This window comes from Streptomyces sp. NPDC006602 (genome assembly GCF_042870385.1).
Taxonomy (GTDB): domain Bacteria; phylum Actinomycetota; class Actinomycetes; order Streptomycetales; family Streptomycetaceae; genus Streptomyces.
In genome coordinates, this window is sequence record NZ_JBIAHG010000017.1 from 1 (window position 1) to 24,468 (window position 24,468).

23 protein-coding genes and 3 pseudogenes are annotated in these 24,468 nt (G+C 71.0%); 7 read left to right on the forward strand and 19 right to left on the reverse strand.

Annotated elements, in window-relative coordinates; all coding sequences use genetic code 11:
• Positions 1–245 precede the first annotated feature (245 nt).
• Positions 246–1,256, reverse strand: coding sequence for an LLM class flavin-dependent oxidoreductase (locus ACFYO2_RS32285; protein WP_388356044.1), 1,011 nt, complete (start codon positions 1,254–1,256; stop codon positions 246–248).
• Between the two features lie 184 nt (positions 1,257–1,440).
• Between ACFYO2_RS32285 and ACFYO2_RS32290 the strand changes: the two genes are divergently transcribed.
• Positions 1,441–2,172, forward strand: a complete 732-nt coding sequence (locus ACFYO2_RS32290; protein WP_388356337.1) for a DNA polymerase beta superfamily protein — start codon at positions 1,441–1,443, stop codon at positions 2,170–2,172.
• On the opposite strand, the pseudogene ACFYO2_RS32295 reads toward ACFYO2_RS32290, so the two are convergent.
• The 4 genes and pseudogenes from ACFYO2_RS32295 to ACFYO2_RS32310 all read right to left on the reverse strand — a co-directional run.
• Positions 2,115–2,581 (reverse strand): annotated as a pseudogene (locus ACFYO2_RS32295) (GTP-binding protein); the annotation flags it as partial. The gene ACFYO2_RS32290 and the pseudogene ACFYO2_RS32295 overlap by 58 nt on opposite strands.
• Positions 2,571–2,741, reverse strand: a complete 171-nt coding sequence (gene rpmF / locus ACFYO2_RS32300; protein ID WP_095750490.1) for a 50S ribosomal protein L32 — start codon at positions 2,739–2,741, stop codon at positions 2,571–2,573. The gene rpmF and the pseudogene ACFYO2_RS32295, both read right to left, overlap by 11 nt.
• Positions 2,742–2,830: 89 nt before the next feature.
• Entirely contained in the window at positions 2,831–3,241 is a 411-nt protein-coding gene (locus ACFYO2_RS32305) for a (2Fe-2S) ferredoxin domain-containing protein (RefSeq protein ID WP_388356046.1), read from the reverse strand.
• A 55-nt stretch (positions 3,242–3,296) separates the two neighbouring features.
• Positions 3,297–4,502, reverse strand: coding sequence for a right-handed parallel beta-helix repeat-containing protein (locus ACFYO2_RS32310; protein WP_388356048.1), 1,206 nt, complete (start codon positions 4,500–4,502; stop codon positions 3,297–3,299).
• A gap of 97 nt (positions 4,503–4,599) precedes the next feature.
• Here ACFYO2_RS32310 and ACFYO2_RS32315 point away from each other — a divergent pair, with 97 nt between their 5' ends.
• On the forward strand, positions 4,600–5,115 hold the full coding sequence (locus ACFYO2_RS32315) for a hypothetical protein (RefSeq protein ID WP_388356050.1): 516 nt from the start codon (positions 4,600–4,602) through the stop codon (positions 5,113–5,115).
• A 47-nt stretch (positions 5,116–5,162) separates the two neighbouring features.
• On the opposite strand, the gene ACFYO2_RS32320 is transcribed toward ACFYO2_RS32315, so the two are convergent.
• The 5 genes from ACFYO2_RS32320 to egtA all read right to left on the reverse strand — a co-directional run bounded on the left by ACFYO2_RS32320 (position 5,163) and on the right by egtA (position 10,007).
• On the reverse strand, positions 5,163–5,378 hold the full coding sequence (locus ACFYO2_RS32320; protein ID WP_388356052.1) for a dodecin: 216 nt from the start codon (positions 5,376–5,378) through the stop codon (positions 5,163–5,165).
• A gap of 129 nt (positions 5,379–5,507) precedes the next feature.
• The gene (gene egtD / locus ACFYO2_RS32325) at positions 5,508–6,470 is read right to left on the reverse strand and encodes an L-histidine N(alpha)-methyltransferase (RefSeq protein WP_388356054.1); all 963 of its coding nucleotides are present in this window, start codon (positions 6,468–6,470) and stop codon (positions 5,508–5,510) included.
• Positions 6,467–7,258 carry an ergothioneine biosynthesis protein EgtC gene (egtC, locus tag ACFYO2_RS32330; RefSeq protein WP_388356056.1) on the reverse strand — a complete coding sequence of 264 codons (792 nt, stop codon included), beginning with the start codon at positions 7,256–7,258 and terminating at the stop codon, positions 6,467–6,469. Before egtC ends, egtD begins: the two co-directional genes overlap by 4 nt.
• On the reverse strand, positions 7,258–8,604 hold the full coding sequence (gene egtB, locus ACFYO2_RS32335; RefSeq protein ID WP_388356058.1) for an ergothioneine biosynthesis protein EgtB: 1,347 nt from the start codon (positions 8,602–8,604) through the stop codon (positions 7,258–7,260). The genes egtC and egtB overlap by 1 nt, the downstream gene beginning before the upstream one ends.
• Positions 8,601–10,007, reverse strand: a complete 1,407-nt coding sequence (gene egtA / locus ACFYO2_RS32340) for an ergothioneine biosynthesis glutamate--cysteine ligase EgtA (protein WP_388356060.1) — start codon at positions 10,005–10,007, stop codon at positions 8,601–8,603. Before egtA ends, egtB begins: the two co-directional genes overlap by 4 nt.
• 301 nt (positions 10,008–10,308) lie before the next feature.
• Between egtA and ACFYO2_RS32345 the strand changes: the two are divergent.
• A pseudogene (locus ACFYO2_RS32345) lies at positions 10,309–11,131 on the forward strand (TIGR02452 family protein).
• 181 nt (positions 11,132–11,312) lie between these two features.
• On the opposite strand, the gene ACFYO2_RS32350 reads toward ACFYO2_RS32345, so the two are convergent.
• The 4 genes from ACFYO2_RS32350 to ACFYO2_RS32365 form a co-directional block, all read right to left on the reverse strand.
• Positions 11,313–11,759 carry a type II toxin-antitoxin system PemK/MazF family toxin gene (locus ACFYO2_RS32350; protein ID WP_388356062.1) on the reverse strand — a complete coding sequence of 149 codons (447 nt, stop codon included), beginning with the start codon at positions 11,757–11,759 and terminating at the stop codon, positions 11,313–11,315.
• Between the two features lie 45 nt (positions 11,760–11,804).
• On the reverse strand, positions 11,805–13,292 hold the full coding sequence (locus ACFYO2_RS32355) for a flotillin family protein (RefSeq protein WP_388356064.1): 1,488 nt from the start codon (positions 13,290–13,292) through the stop codon (positions 11,805–11,807).
• 134 nt (positions 13,293–13,426) lie between these two features.
• Positions 13,427–13,645 carry a hypothetical protein gene (locus tag ACFYO2_RS32360; protein WP_388356066.1) on the reverse strand — a complete coding sequence of 73 codons (219 nt, stop codon included), beginning with the start codon at positions 13,643–13,645 and terminating at the stop codon, positions 13,427–13,429.
• Positions 13,646–13,706: 61 nt separating this feature from the next.
• Positions 13,707–15,131: an amidase gene (locus ACFYO2_RS32365; RefSeq protein ID WP_388356068.1), complete on the reverse strand. Its 1,425-nt coding sequence runs from the start codon at positions 15,129–15,131 to the stop codon at positions 13,707–13,709.
• Between the two features lie 269 nt (positions 15,132–15,400).
• Between ACFYO2_RS32365 and ACFYO2_RS32370 the strand changes: the two genes are divergently transcribed.
• Positions 15,401–16,789: a glycoside hydrolase family 43 protein gene (locus tag ACFYO2_RS32370; protein ID WP_388356069.1), complete on the forward strand. Its 1,389-nt coding sequence runs from the start codon at positions 15,401–15,403 to the stop codon at positions 16,787–16,789.
• Positions 16,790–17,390: 601 nt separating this feature from the next.
• Here ACFYO2_RS32370 and ACFYO2_RS32375 read toward each other — a convergent pair.
• On the reverse strand, positions 17,391–18,206 hold the full coding sequence (locus tag ACFYO2_RS32375) for a DUF2182 domain-containing protein (RefSeq protein WP_388356071.1): 816 nt from the start codon (positions 18,204–18,206) through the stop codon (positions 17,391–17,393).
• Positions 18,207–18,652: 446 nt separating this feature from the next.
• Here ACFYO2_RS32375 and ACFYO2_RS32380 point away from each other — a divergent pair, with 446 nt between their 5' ends.
• Positions 18,653–19,306, forward strand: a complete 654-nt coding sequence (locus ACFYO2_RS32380) for a DUF1326 domain-containing protein (protein ID WP_388356073.1) — start codon at positions 18,653–18,655, stop codon at positions 19,304–19,306.
• Positions 19,307–19,578: 272 nt separating this feature from the next.
• Here the strand turns inward: ACFYO2_RS32380 and ACFYO2_RS32385 are convergent, their stop codons facing one another.
• Entirely contained in the window at positions 19,579–20,313 is a 735-nt protein-coding gene (locus ACFYO2_RS32385; protein WP_388356074.1) for a DUF899 domain-containing protein, read from the reverse strand.
• Between the two features lie 279 nt (positions 20,314–20,592).
• Here ACFYO2_RS32385 and ACFYO2_RS32390 point away from each other — a divergent pair, with 279 nt between their 5' ends.
• Complete coding sequence (locus ACFYO2_RS32390) at positions 20,593–21,198, forward strand: dihydrofolate reductase family protein (RefSeq protein WP_388356076.1); 606 nt, start codon at positions 20,593–20,595, stop codon at positions 21,196–21,198.
• 102 nt (positions 21,199–21,300) lie between these two features.
• On the opposite strand, the pseudogene ACFYO2_RS32395 reads toward ACFYO2_RS32390, so the two are convergent.
• Positions 21,301–21,468 (reverse strand): annotated as a pseudogene (locus tag ACFYO2_RS32395) (AhpC/TSA family protein); the annotation flags it as partial.
• On the opposite strand from ACFYO2_RS32395, the gene ACFYO2_RS32400 reads away from it, so the two are divergent.
• The gene (locus tag ACFYO2_RS32400) at positions 21,428–21,823 is read left to right on the forward strand and encodes a TetR family transcriptional regulator C-terminal domain-containing protein (protein ID WP_388356077.1); all 396 of its coding nucleotides are present in this window, start codon (positions 21,428–21,430) and stop codon (positions 21,821–21,823) included. The pseudogene ACFYO2_RS32395 and the gene ACFYO2_RS32400 overlap by 41 nt on opposite strands.
• 13 nt (positions 21,824–21,836) lie before the next feature.
• Here the strand turns inward: ACFYO2_RS32400 and ACFYO2_RS32405 are convergent, their stop codons facing one another.
• Entirely contained in the window at positions 21,837–22,967 is a 1,131-nt protein-coding gene (locus tag ACFYO2_RS32405) for a sulfite oxidase (RefSeq protein ID WP_388356078.1), read from the reverse strand.
• A 359-nt stretch (positions 22,968–23,326) separates the two neighbouring features.
• Positions 23,327–24,280 carry a methionyl-tRNA formyltransferase gene (locus tag ACFYO2_RS32410; RefSeq protein WP_388356080.1) on the reverse strand — a complete coding sequence of 318 codons (954 nt, stop codon included), beginning with the start codon at positions 24,278–24,280 and terminating at the stop codon, positions 23,327–23,329.
• Positions 24,281–24,468: the final 188 nt, after the last annotated feature.

The window sequence follows — 24,468 nt, forward strand, 5'->3', positions numbered from 1 at the left end:
GCCCGCACCACACCTCGCAAGCCCGAAAGCCGACCATCACACGATCGAGCTAAATCACCCTCATACGCGTTCCACATCGAGCAGTTGTCAACCCCGGCCCCGCCAGGCACCCCCGGCATTCAACAAGCCCACATCATGTCTCTCTTCACGGGTCACGCGCCGGACAGTCGGCGTCGGCACAACAGGAGCGGCGGCACCGCTCGCCGCCCCCGGCCCCGCCGAGCCAGGTTGCGGCCGCCGGGCCGCTACGCGGTCGAGGCGCCGGTGGTGATCCGGGCCAGCCGTCGGTAGGAGTCCAGCAGGGCCTCGCGGTCGTACGTGCTGGTCGTGACCAGGACCTCCTGGGCTCCCGTCTCCTTCAGCACGGTCTCCAGCTCGTGCGCGACCTGCTCCTCGGTGCCGGCGAGCTGCCCGGCGAGCCCGGACTCGTAGAAGCCGCGCTCCTTGCCGCTCAGCGTCAGCGCCTCCACACGATCGGCGGGCGGCAGGGGCGGGAAGGTGCCGTGCGTGCGGGAGTACGCCATGGACCAGGCCTCGGGGATCAGCAGCCGCCGGGCCTCCTCGGGCGTGGCGGCCACCGCGATCGTGCCCGAGATGACGACGTACGGCTCCCGCGCCCAGGGCGAAGGGCGGAAATGCGCGCGGTAGTGGTCGATACCGCGTTGCATCTTGTCGCGGTTGCGCAGGTCGCCGATGACCATCGGCAGGCCCGCGCGGGCGGCGATCGTCGCACCCTCGCCCATGGCCAGCACGAACGGCGGCACGGTCAGGCCCTCCGCGGGCCGCGCGTGCACACCCGTCGGGGAGGTGCCCCGGAACCAGCCGAGCAGTTCCGCCAGCTGTGCCGCGAAGTCGTCGGCGACGTCCTTGTCGCGACCGAGCGCCTTGCGGACCCCGTCGGTGAAGCCCACGGAACGGCCGAGCCCCATGTCGATCCGACCCGGGAAGAGGGACTCCAGCACCCCGAACTGCTCGGCGACGACCAGGGGTTGATGGTTGGGCAGCATCACGCCGCCGGTGCCGACCCGGATCGTCCGCGTCGCGGCGGCCACGGCGGCGGCCAGCACGGTCGGCGCCGAACCGGCGACCCCGGGCACGCCGTGGTGCTCCGACACCCAGAACCGGTGAAAGCCGAGGCCCTCCAGTTCACGCGCCAGCCGCACGGTGTCGCGCAGCGCCTCGGCGTCCGTGCGGCCCTCCCGGGTCCGGGAGCGGTCGAGCACGGAGAAGCGGGTGGCGGCGATCAGGGAACTCACACGTGGTTCAACGCCTGGCGGGCGGTGACATTCCCGCGGTCGGTGGCCGTGCCGTCGGTGTCCCTCGGCGGCCGTTCGGCTAGCGGAAAACCGGATGACCGCTGCACCGCAGGTCACCACAATGGAGCACGTCTCCGCGGCGGCCGCACGTCCGCACAGCCACGCACCCGAAAGGCGGCCGACCGTGACCGTCCCGAACATCCTGCTGTCCGGCATCGTCGGTTCCACCGCGTACGGACTCGCCCACGCCGGCTCCGACATCGACCGTCTCGGCCTCTTCGCCGCGCCCACCGCCGCGCTGCACGGCCTGCGTGGTCCGAAGGAGTCCCACGTCACCACGGCACCGGACCGCACCCTGCACGAGGCCGCCAAGTGGTGCCGGCTCGCCCTCGGCGGCAATCCGACCGCCATGGAGCTGGTGTGGCTCCCGGACGAGCTGTACGAGGTCCGCACACCGCTCGGCGAGGAACTGATCGGCATCCGCACGTCGTTCCTGAGCGCGGGGCGCGTCCGGGACGCCTATCTCGGCTACGCCACCCAGCAGTTCCGGCGACTGGAGAGCCGCGGCGACGGCTCGTTCTCCGCGGACACCCGAAAGCGCACCGCGAAGCACGCCCGGCACCTGAAGCGGCTGTGCCACCAGGGCCTGGCGCTGTACACCACCGGCCGACTGGAGATCCGCGTCGAGGATCCCGAGGAGTACCGCGCCTTCGGCGAGCGCGTCGCCGCCGACCCCTCGGCCGCGCTGCCCCTGCTCAGGCACTACGAGGACGCCTTCGACGAGACGCCCACCGTGCTGCCCGAGCAGCCCGACGAGGCGGCCGTCGAGGCGTGGCTGCACCGGGTCCGTGGCGCCTTCTACACCGCGGAGACCTCCGCCTCGTGCTCGTGCGCGCAGGCCTCGTCGATCCCGTAGGTGTCCCAGGGAACGGGTCGGTCGGCGGGGCGGGTTCGGCCGGGCGCAGGAGACAGCCGGTGAGGGCGGCCCGAAGTCCGTCGGCGTTCAAGTGGGTGCCGATGAAGACCAGTTCCTGCGCATACGGGGCTTGGTGATCCCGGGCGGCGGACGGCTCGAACCGTGCCACCGACCCGTCCTGCGACCACAGGCCCGTTACGCGCGGGCGGCCGGACAGGGTGAAGAACCGTTCCTGAAGACTGAGCAGGGGTGAGCCCGCGAGCACCCCGCGCTCGGCGAGTTCGTCGCCGTTGGCCAGCTCCGGGAGGAAGCCCGCCGCGTCCACGACCGTGACCATCGTGTCCAGGCGGGCGACCTCACCGAGGGTGGCCCCGTCGTCGCGGGCGAAGGCGAAGGTCTCAGCCCTCGGGGCGCAGCAGCCCGCGCTCGTACGCCTTGACCAGGTTCTGCGGTACGAGGTGACGCACGCCGTCGATGGTGACGGGCACCAGCGTCGGCGTGGCGGCCTTCCACTGTGCGCGGCGGTGGCGGGTGTTGCTGCGGGACATCTTCCGCTTGGGTACGGCCATGACGGTCCTCCTCGGTGGGGTGAGCACCGAGGACGCTACATGAAAATGGATCCCATTAACAATGTCCGTTGCTCTTACCGCCGTGCCGCTCAGCGGCGGGACCGCACGCGCGCGTCCCGCGGCGGCCGGATGAACTGCATCTCCAGCGTGAGCGGCGGCTCGGCGACACCGGGGCCGCCGGCGGCCGCCCACCGCACGACCTCCTCGGTGCTGTCGTCGTCCGTCACGAAGCCGATCCAGGCGGCCCGCCCTCCGGCGCGGCGTCCGGCGGCCGAGGGGCGGACCACGATGACGTTGGCCTGGTCGCAGGGGCCCAGACAGTCGGTCGTCCGCACCTGGAACCCGTGCTCGGCCGCGCCGGCGCGCAGCAGCTCCAGCTGCCACGCCGGGTCGGTGCCGGGCTGCTTGCGGGCGTTGCCGCAGCAGCAGCCCCGGCAGACGACGAGGGTGCAGGAACCGGATCCGGAGCCGGTCAGGCGCGTGCGGGGCGTCGAAGGCATGGGACAAGCATGCGGCCTCCCCCGATCACCCACCGCCGCCGGGGTGCCCTTGGCGTCAGAACCGCGCCCCGATACTCGCCCCGTTCCGAGGGACGAGGAACGACGGCGCCGACGGCAGGGAACCGTCCGCCGCCCGCGCGCCCGTGAGGGGAGCCGGGTCCGTGCTCAGGACCGAGGCGGCGTCCCACGTGCCGCCCAGGTTCCAGGAGTTGCCGCTGGAGACGGTCGCCGACCCGAGCGCTACGGCACGGGCGTCGGCCACGGACAGGTTGGCGGTGAGCACGGCCTTGCCGCCCGAGACGTCGACGTCGAAGCCCGTACCCGCGTTGCCGTAAGTGGAGTTGCGGGTAAGGGCGAGGGCGCCGGCGTTGCTGTTGTCCGTGATGCCGTGCGCCGCGTTCTTGAACGCCACGCTGTTGCGGAGGGTGTGGGCCACCGCCGGGGCCGGGCTGCCGCCGCCGAGCTTGAAGCCGTTGCCGTCGCCCGCGAAGTCGGGGAAGTTCCAGCGGTTGAAGCCGTTGCCGTACGCGACGGTGTTCTCGACCACGACCGGCGAGGTGAACTTCCAGTTGTCGAAGCCGTCGTCGACGTTGTTCCACAGGCGGGCGCCCCGCACCACGTTGCCCGTGCCACTGCCCTCCTTGATGGCGAGCCCGTCCGCGCTCTCGCCGTTCTTGCGCGGGTCGCGGTTGGCGTAACTGTCCAGGTTCAGGATCTGGTTGTTGGCGGAGGCGCCCTGCAGCTGGAAGCCGGACTCGTAGTTGTCGTGGGTCTTCAGCCGCGAGAACACGTTGCCGTTGCAGCCGTCGCAGTACACCCCGTACGGCCCGTTCACGATCTCCAGGTCCCAGATCCGCCAGTACGACGCCTCCTGGTGGATCGCCCCGCGATCGGCGCGCGCGATGCTGCCGCCGACGGGGGTGTGGCTCGCGGGCAGCTGCTCGCCGTCGATGACGACCCGCTCGCCCTGGTAGGCGCCGAGGGTGATGGGCAGGGACGCGGTGCCCGAGGTGGTGATGGTGATGTTGTCGGTGAGGGCGTACGTGCCGCCGCGCACGGCGATGGTGTCACCGGGCTTGGCCAGGTCGACGGCCCGCTGGATCGTGCGCAGGGGCTGGGCGAGGGTGCCCGGCGCGGAGTCGCTGCCGCCCGTGGCCACGATCAGCGTCGCCGCGGCGGCGGACGCCTCGCCCACCGGCCCTAATCCCGTCAGCAGCGCCGCGCTCACCAGTGCCGCTGTCCAGACAGACGTGTTGCGCATGGGGTCTCCCGCCTTTGCCGTGCATGCCATGTCGCACAGCAGTGGCCGCCCGGGGCGGGAAGGTTGCCGGGGTGCGGGCTCCGTCTAGGGTGGCGGTGTGACCGACAGCAGCAAGCGCCCGCTCGCCGTGTTCGACCTGGACAACACCCTCGCCGACACGGCCCACCGGCAGCGGTTCCTGGAGAGCAAGCCCCGCGACTGGGACGGCTTCTTCGCCGCCGCGCCGCAGGATCCGCCGATCGCCGAGGGCATCGCGCTGGTCCTTCAGAGCGCGCGGGAGTGCGAGGTCGTCTATCTCACCGGACGGCCCGAGCGCTGCCGGCGCGACACGCTCGACTGGCTCGCCGCGCAGGGGCTGCCCGAGGGGCGCGTCTACATGCGGCGCGACGCCGGGCGGGAGGGCGGGGGAAGAGGTGACCGCAGGCCCGCCCGGCGCACCAAGCTGGAGATCCTTGGCCGGCTCGCCCGCACCCGCGAGATCCGGGTGCTGGTGGACGACGACGAGCTGGTGTGCGAGGACGCCGAACGGGCGGGATTCCCGGTCGTACGGGCACGCTGGGCGGCCCAGTCGGCGGAGCTCAAGGTGGCGCAGGAGCGGGAGGGACGGACCTGAGGCTCCGACGACGGGACGCCGGAGCCGTCGGGCCGACCGCCCGTCCCCTACTCCGACTCCTCCAGGCGGAAGCCGACCTTCAGGCCCACCTGCCAGTGCGCGACCTGCCCCTCCTCGATCTGGCCCCGCACCTGGGTGACCTCGAACCAGTCGAGGTGGCGGAGGGTCTGCGAGGCACGGGAGATGGCGTTGCGGACGGCCTGGTCGACTCCCTCGGGCGAGGTGCCGACGATCTCAGTCACCCGGTACGTGTGGTTCGACATGCGGACTCCTCTCCGCGGTGACGACGGTGTCACCTGAGTCGGGCGCGCCCGGGCGAGGGCTGCGTCGGGGCGCGTCACTCCACCGTGCCCCAAGCCGTGGCGGAGCGCGAGACGGCCCGTGGCACACCCTCACCGCGCCACGCTGAGCGACAGCGCGAACCGGCCCTCGTCGTCCGTCCACCAGCGGGCCAGGTCAAGATCCGCAGCGGACAGTTCGGCGCGCACGCCCTCCTTGCGGAACTTGGCCGACACCTCGGTGCGCAGTTCCTCGCCCGCCGCGAAGTCGACCGCCAGGTCGAGCGCCGGGATCTTCGCCGTCTGTGCCGTACGCGAGCGCAGCCGCATCTCGATCCACTCGTTCTCGGCGTCCCACAGGGCCACGTGGTCGAAGGCCGCGGGATCGAAGTCGGCGCCCAGCTCACGGTTGACGACGGTCAGGACGTTCTTGTTGAACGCGGCCGTCACCCCGGCCGCGTCGTCGTACGCCCTGACCAGGACCTTCTCGTCCTTGACGAGGTCGGTGCCGAGCAGCAGCGCGTCACCGGGGGAGAGCAGGGCGCGGACCGACGCGAGGAACGCGGCACGCTCGATGGGCAGCAGGTTGCCGATCGTCCCGCCGAGGAACGCCAGCAGCCGCGGGCCGGGCGTGTCCGGCAGGGCCAGCGGTGCGGTGAAGTCGGCGATGAGGGCGTGCACTTGGAGGCCGGAGTGCTCGGCGATGAGCGCGTGCCCGGCCTGGGTGAGCGCGCTCTCGCTGACGTCGACCGGGACGTACGTGCTCAGGTCGTCGAGGGCGTCGATGAGGTGGCGGGTCTTCTCCGAGGAGCCGGAGCCCAGCTCGATCAGGGTGCGAGCGCGCGTCGCCGCCGCGATCTCCCCGGAGCGGGCGAGGAGGATCTCCCGCTCGGCGCGCGTCGGGTAGTACTCGGGCAGTTCGGTGATCTGCTCGAACAGCTCGCTGCCATGGGCGTCGTAGAACCACTTCGGCGGCAGCGTCTTGGGGGCGTGGGTCAGACCCTGGAGGACGTCGGCGCGCAGAGCCGCGTCCGTGGCGTCCTCGGGCAGGGTGCGGGTGACAAGGAACGGACTCACGTGCGGGGCTCCTTCAAAAGTGCGGGGGCCAGGGCGTCGCTCGGTTCCTTGAGCGGGGTGAGCAGCACATCCGTGCGGCTCGCCGCGAGCAGGGTGCGGTCGGGGACCTCCTGCCAGTGCGGGTCGTCGTCGTAGGGCTCGGAGGCCACGACCGTGCGGCGGCCGGGCTCCGAGAGGTACCAGAGGGTGTCGCCCCAGGCCGTCGCCGTGATGCTCTCGCCGTTGGTCAGCAGCAGGTTGAGCCGGGAGCCGGGGGCCGCCGCGGCGACCTCCAGGACGGCTTCGGCGAGCGCCTGGCCCGCCTCGTCGCCCTCGCGCAGCCGGGCCAGGACCAGCGCCCACACGAGCGCCGAGTCGTTGCGCGCCTCCAGCGAGAGCACGTCGGTGGCCGGCAGGCCCGCCACCAGGGGGGCCAGCGAACCCGGCCAGCCCGCGACCGCGCCGTTGTGGCTGAACAGCCAGGGGCCCGCGGCGAACGGCGCCGCCGCGGCCTCCGCGTCCGCGCCCGCCAAGGTCGCGTCCCGTACGGCGGCGAGCACCGCGCCCGAGCGCACGACCCGGGCCAGATCGGCAAGGGACTGGTCGGCCCAGATGGGCCCGGCCCGGCGGTAGCGGGCCGGTACGGGATCCCCGTCGGCGTACCAACCGACCCCGAAACCATCGGCGTTGACTGTTCCGTACCGCTGTCGCCGCGGCGCCCACGACTGTCGGTAGAGGCTGTGCGGCGGCTCGGTCAGGATCCGGCCGAGCGGCTCCGGCGGGCCCAGATACGCCAGGTGACGGCACATCAGACGGCCCCCGAGCGGGCGGTGCGGAACCCGGAGAAGATCTGCCGCCGGATCGGGTAGTCCCAGTTGCGGAACGTGCCACGGCAGGCCACCGCGTCCACGGCGAACGAGCCGCCGCGCAGCACCTTGTGGTCGGGGCCGAAGAAGACCTCCGAGTACTCCTTGTACGGGAACGCCGTAAAGCCCGGGTAGGGCAGGAAGTCGCTCGCCGTCCACTCCCACACGTCACCGATCAACTGCCGTACACCCAGCGGCGATTCACCCTCCGGATAGCTGCCGGCCGGCGCCGGGCGCAGATGCCGCTGGCCCAGGTTGGCGTGTTCGGGCGCCGGGTCGGCGTCGCCCCACGGGTAGCGCATCGAGCGGTCGCCGGCGGGGTCGTACCGCGCGGTCTTCTCCCACTCGGCCTCGGTGGGCAGCCGGCGCCCGGCCCAGCGGGCGTACGCGTCGGCCTCGTACCAGCACACGTGCAGCACCGGCTCCTCGGGCGGGACGACCTCGGTGACGCCGAAGCGGCGCCGCAGCCATTGCCTGCCGTCGCGGTGCCAGAACAGCGGGGCGTGGATGGAGTGCCGGCGGATGTGCGCCCAGCCCTCCGCCGTCCACCAGCGCTCGTCCTCGTAGCCGCCGTCCTCGATGAACGCCTGGTAGGCCCCGTTCGTCACCGGAGTCGTGTCGATGTGGAACGGCGCCACCTCGCGCGGATGCGCCGGGCGTTCGTTGTCCAGCGCCCACGGCTCGGACGACGTGCCCATCATGAACGGGCCGCCGGGGACCAGGACTTCGGCGGGGCCGGAGTACAGCGGTACCGGTTCCGGGTCCGGAGCGGTCAGGGCCTGCGGGCCCGTGCGGAGCTGATGGGTGATCAGCATCGTCTCGTCGTGCTGCTGTTCGTGCTGCGCGATCATCCCGAAGGCGAAGCCCGCCTCCGTCAGCCGCGTCCCGTGGAAGGCGGTGCGCTCCAGCACGTCCATCACTCGGCCGCGCACGTCCGCCGCGTACGAGCGCGCCTCACCGGGCGCCAGCAGGGGCAGGGACGGCCGTTCGGAGCGCGGGTGCTCGAAGGCGTCGTAGATGCTGTCGATCTCGGGCCGTATCGCCTCCTGCCCGGCGACGGTCCGCAGCAGCCACTGCTCCTCCTGGTTGCCGATGTGCGCGAGGTCCCACACCAGCGGCGACATCAGCGGGGAGTGCTGCGCGGTCAGGTCCGGCTCCTCCACGCAGCTGGTCAGCAGCGTCGTGCGGTCCCGGGCGGTGGTCAGTGTGGTCAGCGCCCGGTCGCGGAACGCTTCGACATCGACGGCGTCGTCGACAGCGGGATCGGTGTCGAGGGCGGGGTCGGTCATGTGCGGATGTCCTTCCCGTGGGTGCGACGGTCCGTGCCGCGAGGGCGTTGGTCCGTGTCGCGCAGGCCTTGGTGCGTGCCGCGAGGGTGTCGGTCCGTGTCGCGCAGGCCTCGGTCCGTGCCGCGCAGGCGTTGGTCGTTGTCGTGCAGATGTTCGAGCAGCTCGTCGGCGGGGCAGCGGCCGGGGACGACGTAGCGGTCCCGGTACGCCGCCACCGCCGCCGTGACCTCGGCGGTGGCGCCGAGCCGCGGCAGGGCCTCCAGGGCGACCGCGAAACAGGCGACGGCCGCCTCGTGCAACTCGGGGTCGGTCAGGCCGCGGTGGGCCGCGTCGGTCCACAGCGGATTGTGCGGCGCCGGCAGCGACATGGACCGCTCGGCCAACGGCTTCAGGATCCGGTAGGCGGTCTCGGCGGCCTCCGGGTCGTCGAAGAGCGCCGTCGTCACCGCCAGCGGCACGATCCAGCCGTCGTCGCCGGGCTGGGCGTCGATCATGCGCAGTTCCAGGTGGCCGCGCGGTCTGACCGGCGGGAACAGCGTGCTGATGTGATAGTCGAGATCCTCCCTGGTCGGCGCATCCGGCGCGCCCGACCTGGTCCACTCCCGGAACGTCAGCCCCTCCGGCACCTCCCACGGGCCGCCGTCCCGTCGCACGCACATCACCGGGGCGTCCAGCACATGCCGGGCCCAGGCGGTGCGCGGGTCCACGTCGAGCGGGGGAGCGCCCGCGCGGCCGGCGCCTATCTCCATCCACAGCAGCTGCCGGCTGGAGAGCCAGCCGGTGGGCTCGTGCCCGGCCGCGGGGGAGTTCGCGAACGCGGCCACCAGGACCGCGCCCAGCTGGTGCGCCAGCCACCAGCGCCGCCCGAGACCGAGCGGGCCGGGCTCCTCGTGACCGGCGTCCAGGCACACCTGGACGGAGGCGGAGGTGCACATCATGGCGCGGCCGGCCGGGCCGGTGCGGTCGAGGCAGGCCTCCATGGCGTCGTAGCGCGGTTCGTGCAGGAAACGCCGGGGCGAGTGCCACGGGTCCTGGCCGATGCCGACGAGACCGAGGCTGTGCTCGGCCAGTACCGCGCGGACGGCGGCGAGGTCGGCGGAGACGGTACCGATGCACTCCATCAGGGAGGCGGCGGGCGGTGAGCTCAGTTCCAGCTGGCCGCCGGGCTCTGTGGTGAGCGCCGACCTCAGGGGCACGGTACGCAGTGCCGCGTAGGCCGCTTCGAGTCGTTCGGGTGTTACGGGGAGCTGCCCGGTGCGCAGCTCGTGGACGAGCCATTCCACCTCGACGCCGACGGTGCGGGGTGGACCGGTCTTGAAGCAGATGCCCCGGACCAGGGCCTCCACCTCGGCTTCGGTGACCGCGGTACGGGTTTCCGTACAGTCACTCGGTGTATCGGACATGTCGGGATCCTCCTGAGATTCCACCATGTCGCCGGCCCGATTCGGATGGGGCGGGCCGACGTCACTCGTCCCACCCAAACCCCTCGCGTCCGTTCGCACAAGGGTGCACATCGTCGCAATCGGGGGCCGGAGATCTCCGTTTCCAGGGCGTTCTCGAGGAGTTTTCCGGGCGCGTCCGGGCCCGGAAAACTCCGTTGCACCGCACGACCAGAATCGCTCAGGATGCGTGTATGAGCACGACGGGGGAGCCGGCGGGGGAGATCGCGCGGCGCGCGGTCGTGGCGCGTACGGGGGGCGCGCCATGAGCGCGCGCCTGCGCGCCATCGCGCAGGAGACGGAACGGATCGTGGCGGCGGGGGGCTACCGCGCGCCGGGCGGCCGCGAGGTGTCCGTCGCCGCCGAACTCGAGGCGGCACGGGACAGCACGCGGATGTACGGGCCGGAGCCGGTGCGGGCGCCGGAGCTCTCTTCGGCTGACACGTCGGTCCAGGTCACGGGCGAGAGCAGCCTGGAGGCGGCCCGTCGGCTCGCCGGGCCGGTGGCCGTCCTGAACTTCTCGTCGGCCCGCAATCCCGGCGGCGGCTATCTCAACGGCGCCCAGGCCCAGGAAGAGGCACTGTGCCGGGCCTCCGCGCTGTACACCTGCCTGATCGGGGTCCGGGAGTTCTACGACCATCACCACCCATCGCGACCCGTTCTACACGGACCGTGTGATCCACTCCCCGGCTGTGCCCGTCTTCCGCGACGACCGCGGCCGGCTTCTCGACTCGCCGTACACCGCCGGCTTCCTGACGGCGGCCGCACCCAACGCGGGGGTCGTACTCCGTACGGCACCGGAGCGGGCGGCCGAGCTGCCGCGGGCCCTGGCGGTGCGCGCCGAGCGGGTGCTGGAGGTCGCGGCCGCCCACGGCTACCGGCGGCTGGTCCTCGGTGCGTGGGGCTGCGGGGTGTTCCAGAACGATCCGGCGCAGGTGGCGGGCGCCTTCCGGGCGCTGCTGGGCCCCGGCGGCCGGTTCGCCGGGGCCTTCGAGCAGGTGGTGTTCGCAATCCTGGACCGCACGACGGGGACCGTGGTCCGGCAAGCGTTCGTACGGGCGTTTCCGGAGCGTCAGCTCCAGCCGTAGGGGCCCGCCGGGTCGGGGTCAGCTCCGCCATTGGGGTACGCCCGGTCTGGGCAGCGCCGCCGGACGGTCACGCCAGGCGGGCGTGAGCTCCAGCCGTAGGGGCCCGTCCGGTCGGGATCAGCCCAGCCGTAGCGCTAGGCCCGGCCGGGATCAGCCGCCGTAGCGCTACGCCTGGCCGGGATCAGCTCCAGCCGTAGCGTTCCCCCAACCGGTGCCGGACCAGGTTGAACCGCATCCGGTCCAAGGCGCACGCCTCCCGGCGCATGCCGTCCTCGTGCAGTCGCAGTACGCGGTCAACGTCGACCCACGAATCCCGCCCCGTCCGGTCCCAGGGCCCGCTGCCGATCGGCACCCACTCCCGGTCGCCGTCGTGCCGCTTGCTCGACAACTGGACGGCGAGGAAGGTGCCGCCGGCCTCGCGGGCGACGACGAGGACGGGGCGGTCCTTGCCCCGGCCGTCGTTCTCCTCGAAGGGGACCCAGGTCCAGACGATCTCGCCGGGATCCGGGTCCCCGTCGTGCGCGGGCGAGTACTCCGTGCGTACCCGGCCCACCTCTCGGGGGTCCGCCTGGGTGGTGGCGGACGGGCCGAACCGGCCGGGTACGTTCTCATCGATAGACGCAGTCACGGACGTAACGTTAGAGCCCGCGCCCTGGAGCCGGTTGTCTGACCCCTAGGGGGTGTCCTTCTCCACCGGCACCTTCTGTACCGGCGGCGGGACAGACCCGTTGAGGGACGAAGCCCCGCTCGGTGCCTGCCCGCTCTGGTTCATCGAGGCGAGCACCTGACGGGCCAGGCCGAGGCCCGTGCCGCCCATGGTGAGCGCCTTGGTGAGCATGTCGGCCATGCCGTCGGCGCCGTTGAGGACCACCATGTTGTCGACGCTGCCGAAGGCGGACGCGCCGGCCCTCACGATCTCCGGCCAGTTCTCGGCGAGTTGCTGGGCGACGACGGCTTCCTGGTTCTCGGCGAGGGCGGCGGCGCGGGCCTTGATGGACTCCGCCTCCGCGAGCCCCTTGGCCTTGACCGCCTCGGCCTCCGCGAGACCCCTGGCCTGCGCCGCGGCCGCCTCGGCTTCACCCGTGGCCCGCGTGGCCGCCGCCATGGCGGTGCCGCGGGCTTTGGTCGCCTCGGCCTCCGCGCCCGCGGCCGTCTTGACCCGGGTCGCCTCGGCCGCGGCCGCGAGCTCCGTCTCCTTCGCCTTGGCCTGGGCCGCGGAGATGCGTGCGTCGCGCTCCGCCTCGGCCATCGTCCGCTTCTCGTAGGCCTGCGCGTCCGCCGGCTTGCGAACGTCTGCCTGGAGCTGCTGCTCACGCCGCTGCACCTCCAGCTCGGAGACCCGCGTCTCCTGGACGACGACTTCCTGCCGGGCGGCGGCGTCGGCGAGCGGTCCGGCCTGGCGGGCCTTCGCAGCCGCCTTGTCCCGCTCGGCCTGGTAGCCGGCCTGGAGGATCTCGCTGTCCCGGGTGGCCTCGGCCATCCGCGCGTACGACTGCTGCTCGGCCTCGGTGGCCAGCCGGTTGGCCTCCGCCTGCGCGATCCGCGCGTCCCGCTGGACGGCCGCCGCGTGCGGCATCGCCAGGTTCTGGATGTACCCGGTCGGATCCTCGATCTCGTGGATCTGCAGCGAGTCGACGATCAGCCCGAGCTTCTCCATCTCCGTACCGCAGGCCGCCCGGGTCTGGCCGGTGAGCTTCTCCCGGTCACGGATCATGTCCTCGACCGTCAACCCGCCCACGATGGACCGCAGATGACCGGCGAAGACGTTGTGCACCCGCTCCGACATCAGCTTCTGCTGGTCGAGGAAACGACGGGCCGCGTTCGCGATCGACACGAAGTCGTCGCCCACCTTGAAGATGACCACGCCCCGCACCTTGAGCGGTATGCCTTGGTGGGTCGCGCAGTCCACATGCAGTTCGGTCTCGTTCAGGTCGAGCGACATCTTGCGCACCGCCTGCACACCGGGCATCACGAGCGTGCCCCGCCCGGTGACGATGCGAAAGCCCATACCCTCCTCGAGGCCCTCCGTCCGGTGCTTGGAACCGGAGATGACCAGAGCCTCGTTGGGTTCGGCGACCCGCCACATCATCTTGAACAGACCGATCAGAACGAGAACGGCGACAACGGCCGCCCCCGCAACGACGCCGACAATCATCGGCATACGCCCCCTTTTGATGGTGCCCTTTCGGCACCGAACGAAAGGGAGTCTGCGCCTCACCGACGCCGCGGTACAGACGCATGCGGATCCTTGTCGAAACCTTGATACACAGCGGTCTCACCTGCGAGGGAGCGGGCTCAACTGTCGTATGCCGCCTGGACGTAGACCGTCCTCGGCGGCAGGTACTCCACGACCATCACGACCGTGCCCCGTTCGATGCGGTCCGCACCGGAGGCGGGGTAGGCGAGGAAGTGCTCGGCGCCGCCGCGCACCCGGACGATCACCTCGCCGACCAGTCCGGGCCCGATCGTCCCGGTGACCCGTCCCATGAGCCCGACCATCGACGCGTCGTCCATGGTCACAGGGTACGGGCCGAAGGCCATTACGCGGCCGGGTAATCCGTGACCGCATGCGCCATTACGCGGCTGGGGAGTCCGTCACCGCGTGCTCCGGCGGCCATGCCTCGTGCCAGCGCAGCTCCGCCTCCAACTGCGCGGCCAGGGAGACCAGGAGCGGCTCGCTGTTCGCCGGTCCGAGCAACTGGGCGCCGACCGGCAGACCGCCGCCGACGAAACCGGCGGGGACGTTCACCCCGGGCCAGCCCAGCACGTTCCACGGCCAGGCATACGGGCAGGCGGCGATTATCGCGCGGTCGGTGGCCAGGCCGCCGAGGCCGAGCAGCGCGCCGATGCGCGGCGGGGGAGCGGCCGTGGTCGGCGCGAGGATCACGTCGTACGCCGTGAAGAACGCACCGATACGCCGGTGCAGAACCGCCTCCGCGCGCCGCGCCGCCCGCAGCGGCACCCCGCCGAGCAGCCCGCCCAGCCGGGCGGCGCCGTGGGTGCGGCGGTCGAGCAGGGCGGGGAAGGGGGCCTCGCGGACGCGTTCGGCGATACCGGCCGTGGCGCGGGGCACGAAGGTCAGCCCGATCTGTCCGTACGGCGGATCGGCCTCCTCGACGATGTGCCCCAAGTCGCTCAGCTCCTCGGCGAGTTGGACGACCCGTGCGCGCACCTCCGGCTGGAGCCGCGCGGGGAGCGCGGTGAACGGCGGCTTGAGGGAGAGCGCGATGCGCAGCCGGCCGGGGTCGCGCCTGGTCGCTTCCAAGGCGTCGACGACCGGCGGCTGGTACGGGTCCCGTTCGTGGTTGCCGCTGGCGGCGTCGAGGAGCAGGGCCGCGTCGGCGACCGTGCGGGCCAGTGTGCCGTTGACCGTGATGCCCTGGAAGGACTCGCCGCGCGGCCAGGTGGAGATCCGGCCGCGCTGTGGCTTGATGCCGATCAGGTGGGTCCAGGAGGCCGGGATCCGCACGGAACCGGCGCCGTCCGAGCCGAGCGCGGCCGGCACCAGACCGGCGGCGACGGCGGCGGCCGAACCGCCGGACGAGCCGCCCGGGCTGTGCTCGGTGTTCCACGGATTGCGGGTCGCGCCGAAGGCGGGCCCCTCGGTGAACGGCCACTGCCCGAACTCGCAGGTGTTGGTCTTGCCGATGATCACGGCCCCGGCCGCGCGCAGCCGCCGTATCGCCTCGCCGTCCTCCGTGACCGGCGGAAACTCGCCCCGGCAGCCGAACGCGGTCGGCTCGCCCGCCACGTCCATGTCGTCCTTGACCGCCACCGGCACCCCTAGCAGCGGCCCCCGCACCCCCGCCGCCAGTTCCCGGTCCGCGCGGTCCGCCTCGGCGAGCGCCGCCTCGGTCCGTACGATCCGGAAGGCGTTCAGCGAGGTCTGCGTGGCCTCGATCCGGGCCAGCGCCGCCTCCACGAGCGACCGGGACGTCACCTCTCCGGCGGCGAGCGCACGGGCGGACTCCGCGAGGCCTGGCGAACTGTCGAGGGTCATGCGGTCACCTCCGAGAGGGTGTTGTCTACTGAACGGTAACCTCCGGCGGAGCGGGACGGAACGTCTCTGGCGACGGGGGTGGGTTTCTACGGTCGGCACCGGCACACACCACATGTGTTCCCACAGGACTCACAGGTCTCACGAAGGCGTGCGCGAACCATTGACGCGCCCGAGCCTCAGCCCTACCTTCTGATCGACTTTCCGAACCTGGTTCGGAATATCGAACGCCAGAGCCGCGCCATGTGTTCGTGTCCGAGAGAGAGCCGCCCGTGACCACACGACCCCCCGCGCCGTCGCGCCGCACCTTGCTGCGGGCGATGGCCGTCCTGCCCGCCTCGGCGCTTGTCCTGGGCGAGGCGCCCGGACTGCTCGGCACGGCCTCGGCCGCCGCCCCGCCGAGCGGCTCCGCGACCCGCTACACCATCGTGCCGTTCCTCAACAGCAACGACGGCACCGTGAACGTGTACCAGTCCGACGACGCCACCGACTTCCGGCTGGCCAAGTCGTCTGCCTACACCCCGCCCAGCAACCGCATCCGCGACGCGAGCGTCTTCAAGCACACCGACGGCTACTACTACATCACCTACACCACCCACACCTGGCAGGACCCCAGCACCACGATCGGCTTCGCCCGCAGCTCCGACCGGGTCAACTGGACCTTCCTGTACGACTACACGGTCCCGATCGCCAGCCTGTCCCGGGCATGGGCGCCGGAGTGGTTCGTCGACAGCGACGGCAGCGTGAACGTCATCGTGTCCTGCTCGACGACCAACGACGAGTGGATCTTCACCCCGTATCTGCTGAAGGCCACCAACTCCGCTCTCACGGCGTGGAGTTCACCGGTCGCCCTGTCCGGCATCGGCGCCAACCACATCGACACGTACATCGTGAAGATCGGCTCGACCTACCACGCCTTCACGAAGAACGAGACGGCGAAATACATCGAGTACGCGACGGCCTCCAACCTCACCGGCCCCTACACGATCAGGAGGACCGGCGACTGGGCGGGCTGGGGCAGCTACCGCGAGGGCCCGGCACTGGTGCAGCTCGACAACGGCGGCTGGCGGATCTTCTTCGACGGCTACGGTGACGGCACCTACTACTACAGCGACAGCTACGACACCTTCGCCACCTGGTCCGCCCCGGCCGCGCTGCCCGTCGTCTCGGGTACGGCCCGCCACTTCACGGTCATCAAGGAGACGGTGTCGGGCGGCCCGAGCCTGGCGAAGGGGGTGACACGCTCGTTCCGGTCGGCCAACTTCTCCACCCGCTACTGGCAGTCCCAGTCGTCCCTGCTCAACCTCCCTGTGGTGAGCACCTCCAGCACCACCGCCGAGAAGCAGGCGTCCACCTTCACGGTCGTCGCCGGCCTCGCCGACGCGAACGCCTACTCGTTCCGGGACGCCTCCGGCAACTACCTGCGCCACTGGGACTTCCGCGGCCGCTTCGACGCGAACGACGGAACGTCGACCTTCGCGAAGGACGCCACGTTCATCGCCCGCACCGGCACGGCGAGCGGCTCGCTGCGCCTCGAGTCGTACAACTATCCCGGCTACTACCTGCGCCACTACAACTACCAACTCCGGGTGGACCGGACCGACGGGACGGATCTGTTCCGGCAGGACAGTTCGTTCGTGCCGGTGACCGCCTGGGCCTGAGCTGGGACTTGCTTACCTGGGCAGTTGTGGTGACGGCTGCGGAATACTTCCCTCCAGTTTCCTGGATTTCCCGGGAGTTCCCCGCCAAATGCGCACTGGATGTGCACTGGGTGCGGTGGGGGTGGGCGCGCGGTGACGCGGCCGGGGGAGGGCATCGAAGCCCGTCCGGCCGGTCGACGAGCGCTTGATCCGGATGTGCGGGTGCGGCCCCTGTGCGGTCTGGTCGTCGCAGGGGTCGCGGCCAACGCGTCGTATGCGCATCAGCGTCACTTCGCGGAGCGGACCCGGTGACGGCCGCAGCACGGCCAGGCCGCCGGGTGCGCAGAAAGCGGACGGGCAGGGCCTCGGCGAGCAGCGGGAGGGCGACGTTGAGCCAGGTCGTGTGGTTCCAGGTGATGCCCTTCGGGCTGGTGGCGTCGGCCGGTTGGGGCTCAGCCCCGGGCGGCCGAGGCGGACGCGACGACGCATCCAGCGACGGCCATCGCCGCGAAGAAGATGACCAGAAGGAAGGGGCCGTCCGGGCGCCGTCGTACTTCTGGTGGATATTCAGCTGCCGACAGGCCGCGTGGCCGGCCGAGCGGCCGTATCCGGGCGACCGATCTCACATCCCGTCCATCGACGCACCGGACATCCGCAGACCCGGCAGCAGCCAGTCCTGGAACGGGGCGAGGACGGCCAGCACGAGGAAAGCGATGCCGACGGCCCAGCTGAGCCAGGGGCCACCACGCCACAGTTTCTCCAGGAAGATCACGGCGGCCAGGCCCGCCATCGCGGCCACGTTCATGAAGCCGAGCGGGATCAGGACGATCATCAGGCCCCAGCAGCAGCCGACGCAGTAGAGCCCGTGGTGCGCGCCCACCCGCAGGTCCTTCGCCCACGGCCGGAAGCGTGCGTACCGCAGCAGCTGGAACATCGGGCTGCGGCAGTGACTCAGGCAGACCCGCTTCAGCGGGCCCAACTGCTGCAGTCCCGCGAACAGGAACGCGCCCGCACCGATCCAGCGGCCCGCGTCCGGGTCGCTGTCGACGAGGCGCCCGGTCGCGGCCAGGGCCCCGTACGCGAGCAGCCCGAATCCCGTCCAGGCGAGCAGGTAACCGCCGACGAACTCGGCGGTGCGCAGGGCCCGGACGCGGCCCGCGGTGCTCCGACGGATCGCCTGCACCCAGGTGAGGGCAACGGGTGCCAGCGACGGGAGCATCATCGCCGCCATCATGACCACCCACAGGAGGAGGAAGAGCGGGAGTGCCACGCCCATGGTGGCCGGCTCCATCCCCATGGCGCGGGACTGGGCGACCGTGAGCAGCCAGGCCAGAGCGGCGATCAGCACCAGGAGAACCCAGCCGAGGGCCAGATCACGCCTCGCCAGCAGCACTCCCGGCCGGGTGGGCACCGGCGGGGCGAACCGGAGATGGGGCATGGCACGCCTCCCAAGGTCGCCCACTGCCCGATCAGCGCAGCGGCCCCGCAGCTCCAGGGCCGCGAACGCCGGGAAGTGCGGCGAGTACTGCGAAGACATCTCCAGCAGATCACAGAATCGCAAGGCTCAAAAGCGGAAGGCGGGGAAGCGGCTCCCGGCGGTGACCGGGCCTGCCCCGCGCAGCGGTCGACGGGTTGTCCTCCCAGGAGGCGGTCCGGCTTCGTGGCGGTCACCGTCGCTGGAACTCGGCTCGGTACCTACCTGTGGCTGATCCCCGCTACGGGAGGTGAGCGGTGAGGCGGCCGCCTGCGCAGGACTGGGGGTCATCGTCGGGTAGGCGCATGCTGGAGATGAGGCCGCTGCGCCGGCGTTGCCGGCGGGCGCTGTGCGGGACAGCTTTGCCGCTCCCAGGACTTCGTGGGAACGGGGATGAGGAGGTCAGAGAGATGACCGAAGCAACCACCAGCCCGGCCTGGCACCTGATCGGCGACTGGTTCGACACCTGTAATTGCGCCATACCCTGCCCCTGCACGTTCGCCCAACCCCCGACCGAGGGCGACTGCGACGGGGTCCTGGTCTGGCACATCCGCGAGGGACAGTACGGGGACATACGGCTCGACGGGCTGAACTTCCTGATGCTCGGGTCTTTCACCGGCAACATCTGGGCGGGCGAGGCCACGGACTCGTATGCCGCTTTCTTCGTCGACGAGCGCGCCGACGACCAGCAGCGCGCCGCGCTCGGCACGATCTTCAGCGGTGAGGCGGGGGGCTGGCCGAAGGAGTTCGGCGAGCTGGCCCCCTTCGAGGTGCGCGGCATGGAAGTCGCCCCCGTCATCGTGGAGATCGACGAGGACCTGGGGGCATGGAGTGTCGAGGTTCCCGGCCGGGTCACTGCCCGCGCCGAGGCCCTGGCTGGTCCCACCACGCCCGCCGGCGGGCGGGTGCAGGTCCACAACGCGGGCGGTGCCGAGGTCGGCCCGGGCCAGATCGCCACGTGGGGCCGCGCCACGACGGACCAGGTCGACGCTTTCGGCTTCAGCTGGGACCTGAGAGGCAAGTCCAGCAAGCATTTCCCGTTCGACTGGAGCGGCCCCGACTGATCGAGCGAAAGGTCGGCACGCCTGGCAGGGCAAGGGTGCTGCGCTGTCGCCGCCCGCCGGGTCGAGCCGCACGGCTGCGGTTGAGCTGTGACCGCAACCGCTGCCGGCACCCAACAAATCGCCACGCGCCTGCCCCGATGCGGGCGCCAAGGCCGCAAATGGCACGGGGACCCGGAACGAAGCCGGAGAGCGGTCACCGAACCGGTCATGATGCGGGTATACGTCCACCGCTTATGTGCTCTACCGACGGGCGTGATCGACCCTTGCGCCAGTCAGGTCTTGCCGTACTCGTCGTGGCGGCGCAGCCAGTGAGTCTCCTCGCCCTCCTCGTGGCGGCCCATCGGCGTCCGGTCGAGGAGGCCGTAGTAGGCCATGGCAGGCTCAAGGCCGCGCGCGGAGGTGATGTACGTCCGGTAGACGGTGCCGTCCGAGAACGCGTAGGCGCTCAGGCCGGGCCCCTCGGTGACATAGCCGGCCACGTCCGTGCCGGTCGCCTCCGCCATCTGGCTCACGGTCGGCGGGATCTCGCCCTCGAGGAACGGCCTCAGCTCCTCCTCTGTATGCAGGAAGCCGAGGTCGCGGTGGAAGTCGCTGCCGACGGTGGAAACCCAGTCGAGGCTCCAGCCCATCCGCTCCCGGTAGGCGAGGAGTTTGTCGAGCGGGGCACGCGAGGAGCAGATCAGCGTCACGTCGCGGGCCTTGAGGTGGATCACGTTGGGATCGAGGGTGTCCGCGATCGAGGAGCAGACCGGGCATCCGGCCTCGTACGGCGGACCGAACATGAAGTGGTAAATGAGCAGCTGCGAGCGCCCGTCGAAGAGATCTGCGAGCGACTTGTTCCCGTCCTCGGTCTGGAAGCCGTAGTCCTTCTCGACCGGCACCCAGGGAAGCTCCCGCCGCTTCCGCGTGAGCTCGTCGCCGCGCCGGGTGAGTTCCTTCTCCTCTGCGAGCAGCTCCTGGCGGGCTGCGTCGAATTCTTCCTGTGTGCCGATCCTGTGCTCGGGCATTGCCTTCTCCCTCCTGTACGGGAGCAGACCACCGGCGCTTTCGGTCGCGCAGCGGCTGCCGGCAGTGCCTGCACCGACATACCCGTCCGGCCTCATGTTCACCGTACGCGCGCGGCAGCGGGCCTTCGAGCCGGGCTGAAGTTTCCTACTGGAGTACGGCGCGCTCGGCAACGGCCTAGGTGTGCTGACCGGACAGGTTGGGGACGCGGCCGGCCGGGGTGTGGCGCCGATGAGTTTCCGGCGGTTGGGCGGTCTACCCGTCGACGAAGGGAGCGCACCATGCGCAAGATCATCGTTTGCACGTTCCTGACCCTGGACGGCGTCATGCAGGCGCCGGGCGGTCCGGACGAGGACGCTGAGAGCGGCTTCGAGCACGGCGGCTGGCAGAAGCCGGTGGCCGACGACGAGGTCGGCACGGCCATCGCCGGTTGGTACGAGCACGCCGACGCGATGCTGCTCGGCCGCAAGACGTACGAGATCTTCGCGTCGTACTGGCCGACCGCCGATCCCGACAACCCGTTCACCGATCGGATGAACAGCATGCACAAGTACGTGGCGTCTCGGACCCTGACGTCCGTCGAGTGGCAGAACTCCACGCTGCTGGAGGGCGACATCGTCGATGCCGTACGCAAGCTGAAGGCGTCCGACGGCGGCAACATCAACGTCGTCGGCAGCGGCGACCTCGCCCAGACCCTCATGCGGCACCGCCTCGTCGACGAGTACCGGCTGACCATCCATCCGGTGATCATCGGCACCGGCAAGCGGCTGTTCGCCGACGGAGCGATCCCCACTGCACTGGAGCCGGTCAGCGTCTCGACGACCAAGGGCGGCACCATCGTCGGCGTCTACCGGCCGAACGGCAAGCCCAGCTACGACAGCTACTAGGCGGATTCGTTCGGATCACCGAACGGAACAGAGAAAGATACCCGCGACGCGGAGTCCGCCCGGGTAGATGGTCGCGGTCTTCTCGTCGGCCCGGACCGTGACTCAGGCCAGGGCATCGAGGGCGGCCAGGATATCGGTGGGTTCGGCGCGCCTGGTGTAGTCCGCGTCGACGAAGGCCCAGCGGATGACGCCGTCGCGGTCGATGACATAGGTGGCGGGCAGCGGCAGGGTGCGGGCGTGGCCCCCGTTGACACGCTGGAGGTCGAAGCCCGGCCTGCCCGCTGTCCACGACTTCTTCGCCTCACTGATCGAGGCCCGCTGCTCCGGCGCGTACGCCCGCTGGGGCTGCATGGTCACCAACGCGCACGCCGGGGGCGAGAACCGTGACCCCGAGGTCCGGGCCGCCCTCGACCGACACCACCACCAGCTGCGGGAGGCGCTGCGCACGGCACTCGTCGCCGCCGAGGCCAAGGGGCAGCTCAAACCCGGAACCGATGCCGGGGCTGGGGCCGACCTTCTGGCCCTCCTCGCCTACGGCGTGAATCCGCGTTCCCGTGCGGGCACCGATGCCCGTGAGCTGACAACGACCGTGACCGGGGCCCTTGAAGCGCTCGGGGCGGCGTAGCCGGGCCGTGCGGTCATGCCGTGTCAGCGGGATCGGGGCAGAAAACCGGCACCCGTTGGACGAGGTTGCTGGCGAACCCGCCCAGGTTCCAAGGCTGTTCCAGTGGCTGGGCGTTCCCCGCCTCGTCGTGGGCGCGGGTGCTCAGGACATGGTCGCCGGGGACGGCGGACCACATGTGGGACCATCCGCGCCAGGCCCAGCGGTGTCCTCGATCCGGTTCGAGGTGGGCCCTGTGCCACGTCAGGCCGCCGTCCGTGCTCACCTCCACCGATGTCACCGGGGCGCGTCCCGACCAGGCCCGTCCCTCCAGCAGGACCGGACCCGGCGCCACCACCCGCGTTCGGGACATGAAGTCGGGAAAGCCCGGCGGGATCAGCAGGGCCCTGGGAGCGATGCGGGTGACCGGCTCGCCCGCCTCCCCGGGTGCCTGTCTGATCCGGTAGGCCACGGATTGCTGGAAGCCTGTGAAAGGTGTGTCGACGACCGTAATGTCCCGCAGCCACTTCACCTGGGCCATCCCGTACCAGCCGGGCACCACAAGGCGCAGCGGGCTGCCGTGCTGGGGCGGCAGAGGCGCGCCGTTCATCGCGTAGGCCACCAGGACCTGCGGATCGTCCCCCGTGGCCACGTCGAGAGGAAGGCCGCGCTGGTAGTCCTGCTCGACACCGCGCTCCACGCCGTGATCCGCCCCGGTGAACACGACGTCGACCGCGTCGGACTCCATCCCGGCCTCGTCGAGGAGCAGACGCAGGGGCACTCCCGTCCATTCCGCCGTGCCGACGGCCTCGACCAGCCACGGCTGACTCACCGGCCTCGGCGACAGCAAGGCCCTGCCGTTGCCCGCGCACTCCATCGTCATGCGCGTGGTGACCGCGGGGTAGGCGCGGAGCTGCGCCGGTGTGAGGCTGAGCGCGCGCCGTACGCGACCGCTCACCGTCAGCCGCCAGGCGGCTTCGTGCGGCACGTGGGGGATGTCGTAGTGCGTCAGTACGTAGTGCAGGCCGGGCGGGGTGACGTCGTAGCGCATGGCCTCCAGCGGCAGGCCATGATTCCGGGCGGCCAGTGCCAGCTCGTCCTGCCCCAGGCCCTCGCCGGACGACGCCAGCCGGGCGGGAGCGCTCACGTCGGTGAGTCGACGCTTCATGACCTGATTGTCCCCTTCCCTCGCCGGCTGTGCATAGACGGCAAGGGACGCGGGCGTCGCTGTTCAAAAACCCGAGCGAGGGCGTCGGGGTGCTGCAGTCTGGGCCGCATCCACGTCACCAGGTTGATCAGCAGAACGGGCAGCAGGAGCAGCCACATCGCCCGGCCCGCGCCGCCGATCGTAAGCCGGTTCCAGTCGTATACCTGCCGCTCGACCGAGGGCTCGGAGTCGTCCTCCTCGACCGTTCCGTACCAGCCGGCGCCCTGATCCGCGGGCGTCGCTCACAATCCGTAAAAAGTACGAGACTGAGAGTGGTCACTCTCATTCCGCTTCACGCTTCGCAGCCGACGTCCCGGTCCCTAGTGATCGGGGTGACTGGTGAGGTACCCGCCCATGGAGGTGAAGTACTCCGTCGCGCCCAACTCCCGGCCGTCCTCGGTCCGTACGCGGGTGACGGCCAGCCCGTGGTTGCGGCCCGTGCGGGCGTCGGCTCCGGCGACGATGACCACGCCGTCGCCCTCGCGATAGAAGATGCGGCCGGGTGTGCCGCCGTAGCGACCTTGGGACACCACGGCGGCGAGGACCTCGAGTCGCTTGCCCTTGTGGAAGGTGAAGGCGCTGGGGTACGGCTCGGACTGGGCGCGCACCAGGCGTTCGAGGTCCTCCGCGGGCCAGTCCCAGTTGATGCGGATGTCCTCGGTGGACCGCTTGTGGAAGAAGCTGGCCTGGGAGCGGTCCTGCTCGGTGAATTCCGTCTGTCCGGCGGCGATGAGGTCGAGGGCGCCGATGGTGACCGGGGCGATGAGGTCGACGGTCTTGTGGAAGAGATCTGTGGCGGTGTCCGTCGGTCCGACCGGAACCGCCTCCTGGCGGACGATGTCGCCGGCGTCGAGCTCGTCGTTCATCATGTGCGCGGTCACGCCCACTTCGGGCTCGCCGTTGATCAGGGCCCAGATGAGGGGCGAGAAGCCGGCGTATTTCGGCAGCAGTGAGTCGTGGACGTTCAGCGTGCCGTGGCGCGGCAGGTCGAAGATGCGCGGGGGGATCCAGGTCCGCCAGTTGTTCGCCACGATGATGTCCGGGTCGGCCTCCTTGAGGCGCTCGAACAGCTCGTCGTCGTCGGGGCGGTTGCGGATCAGTACCGGGACGCCGTGCTCTTCGGCGAGGTCGGCGACGGAGTCGCTCCAGATCTTCTCGTACGCGTGCTCGCTCCTGGGATGTGTCACGACCATCACCACGTCGTGCTCGGAGTCCAGGAGGGCTTGGAGGGTGCGGTGCCCCCAGGTCTGGTAACCGAGCATGGCGACCCGCATGGGGTTCCTCCTCAGAGCAGGGATTGACCGAAGCAAGTAAAGCAAGGCTTACCTTAGTGCGCAACGGGCGTGCGGCGTGCGCCAGTTGGCGGACGCCGAGCGCCTCCTGCTGTCCGCCTCGCCCTATCGACACCATCACGGGATTTAGCTTAGGCTCACCTAAGTTTCCGGCAGGTCGCTTCGTCGGC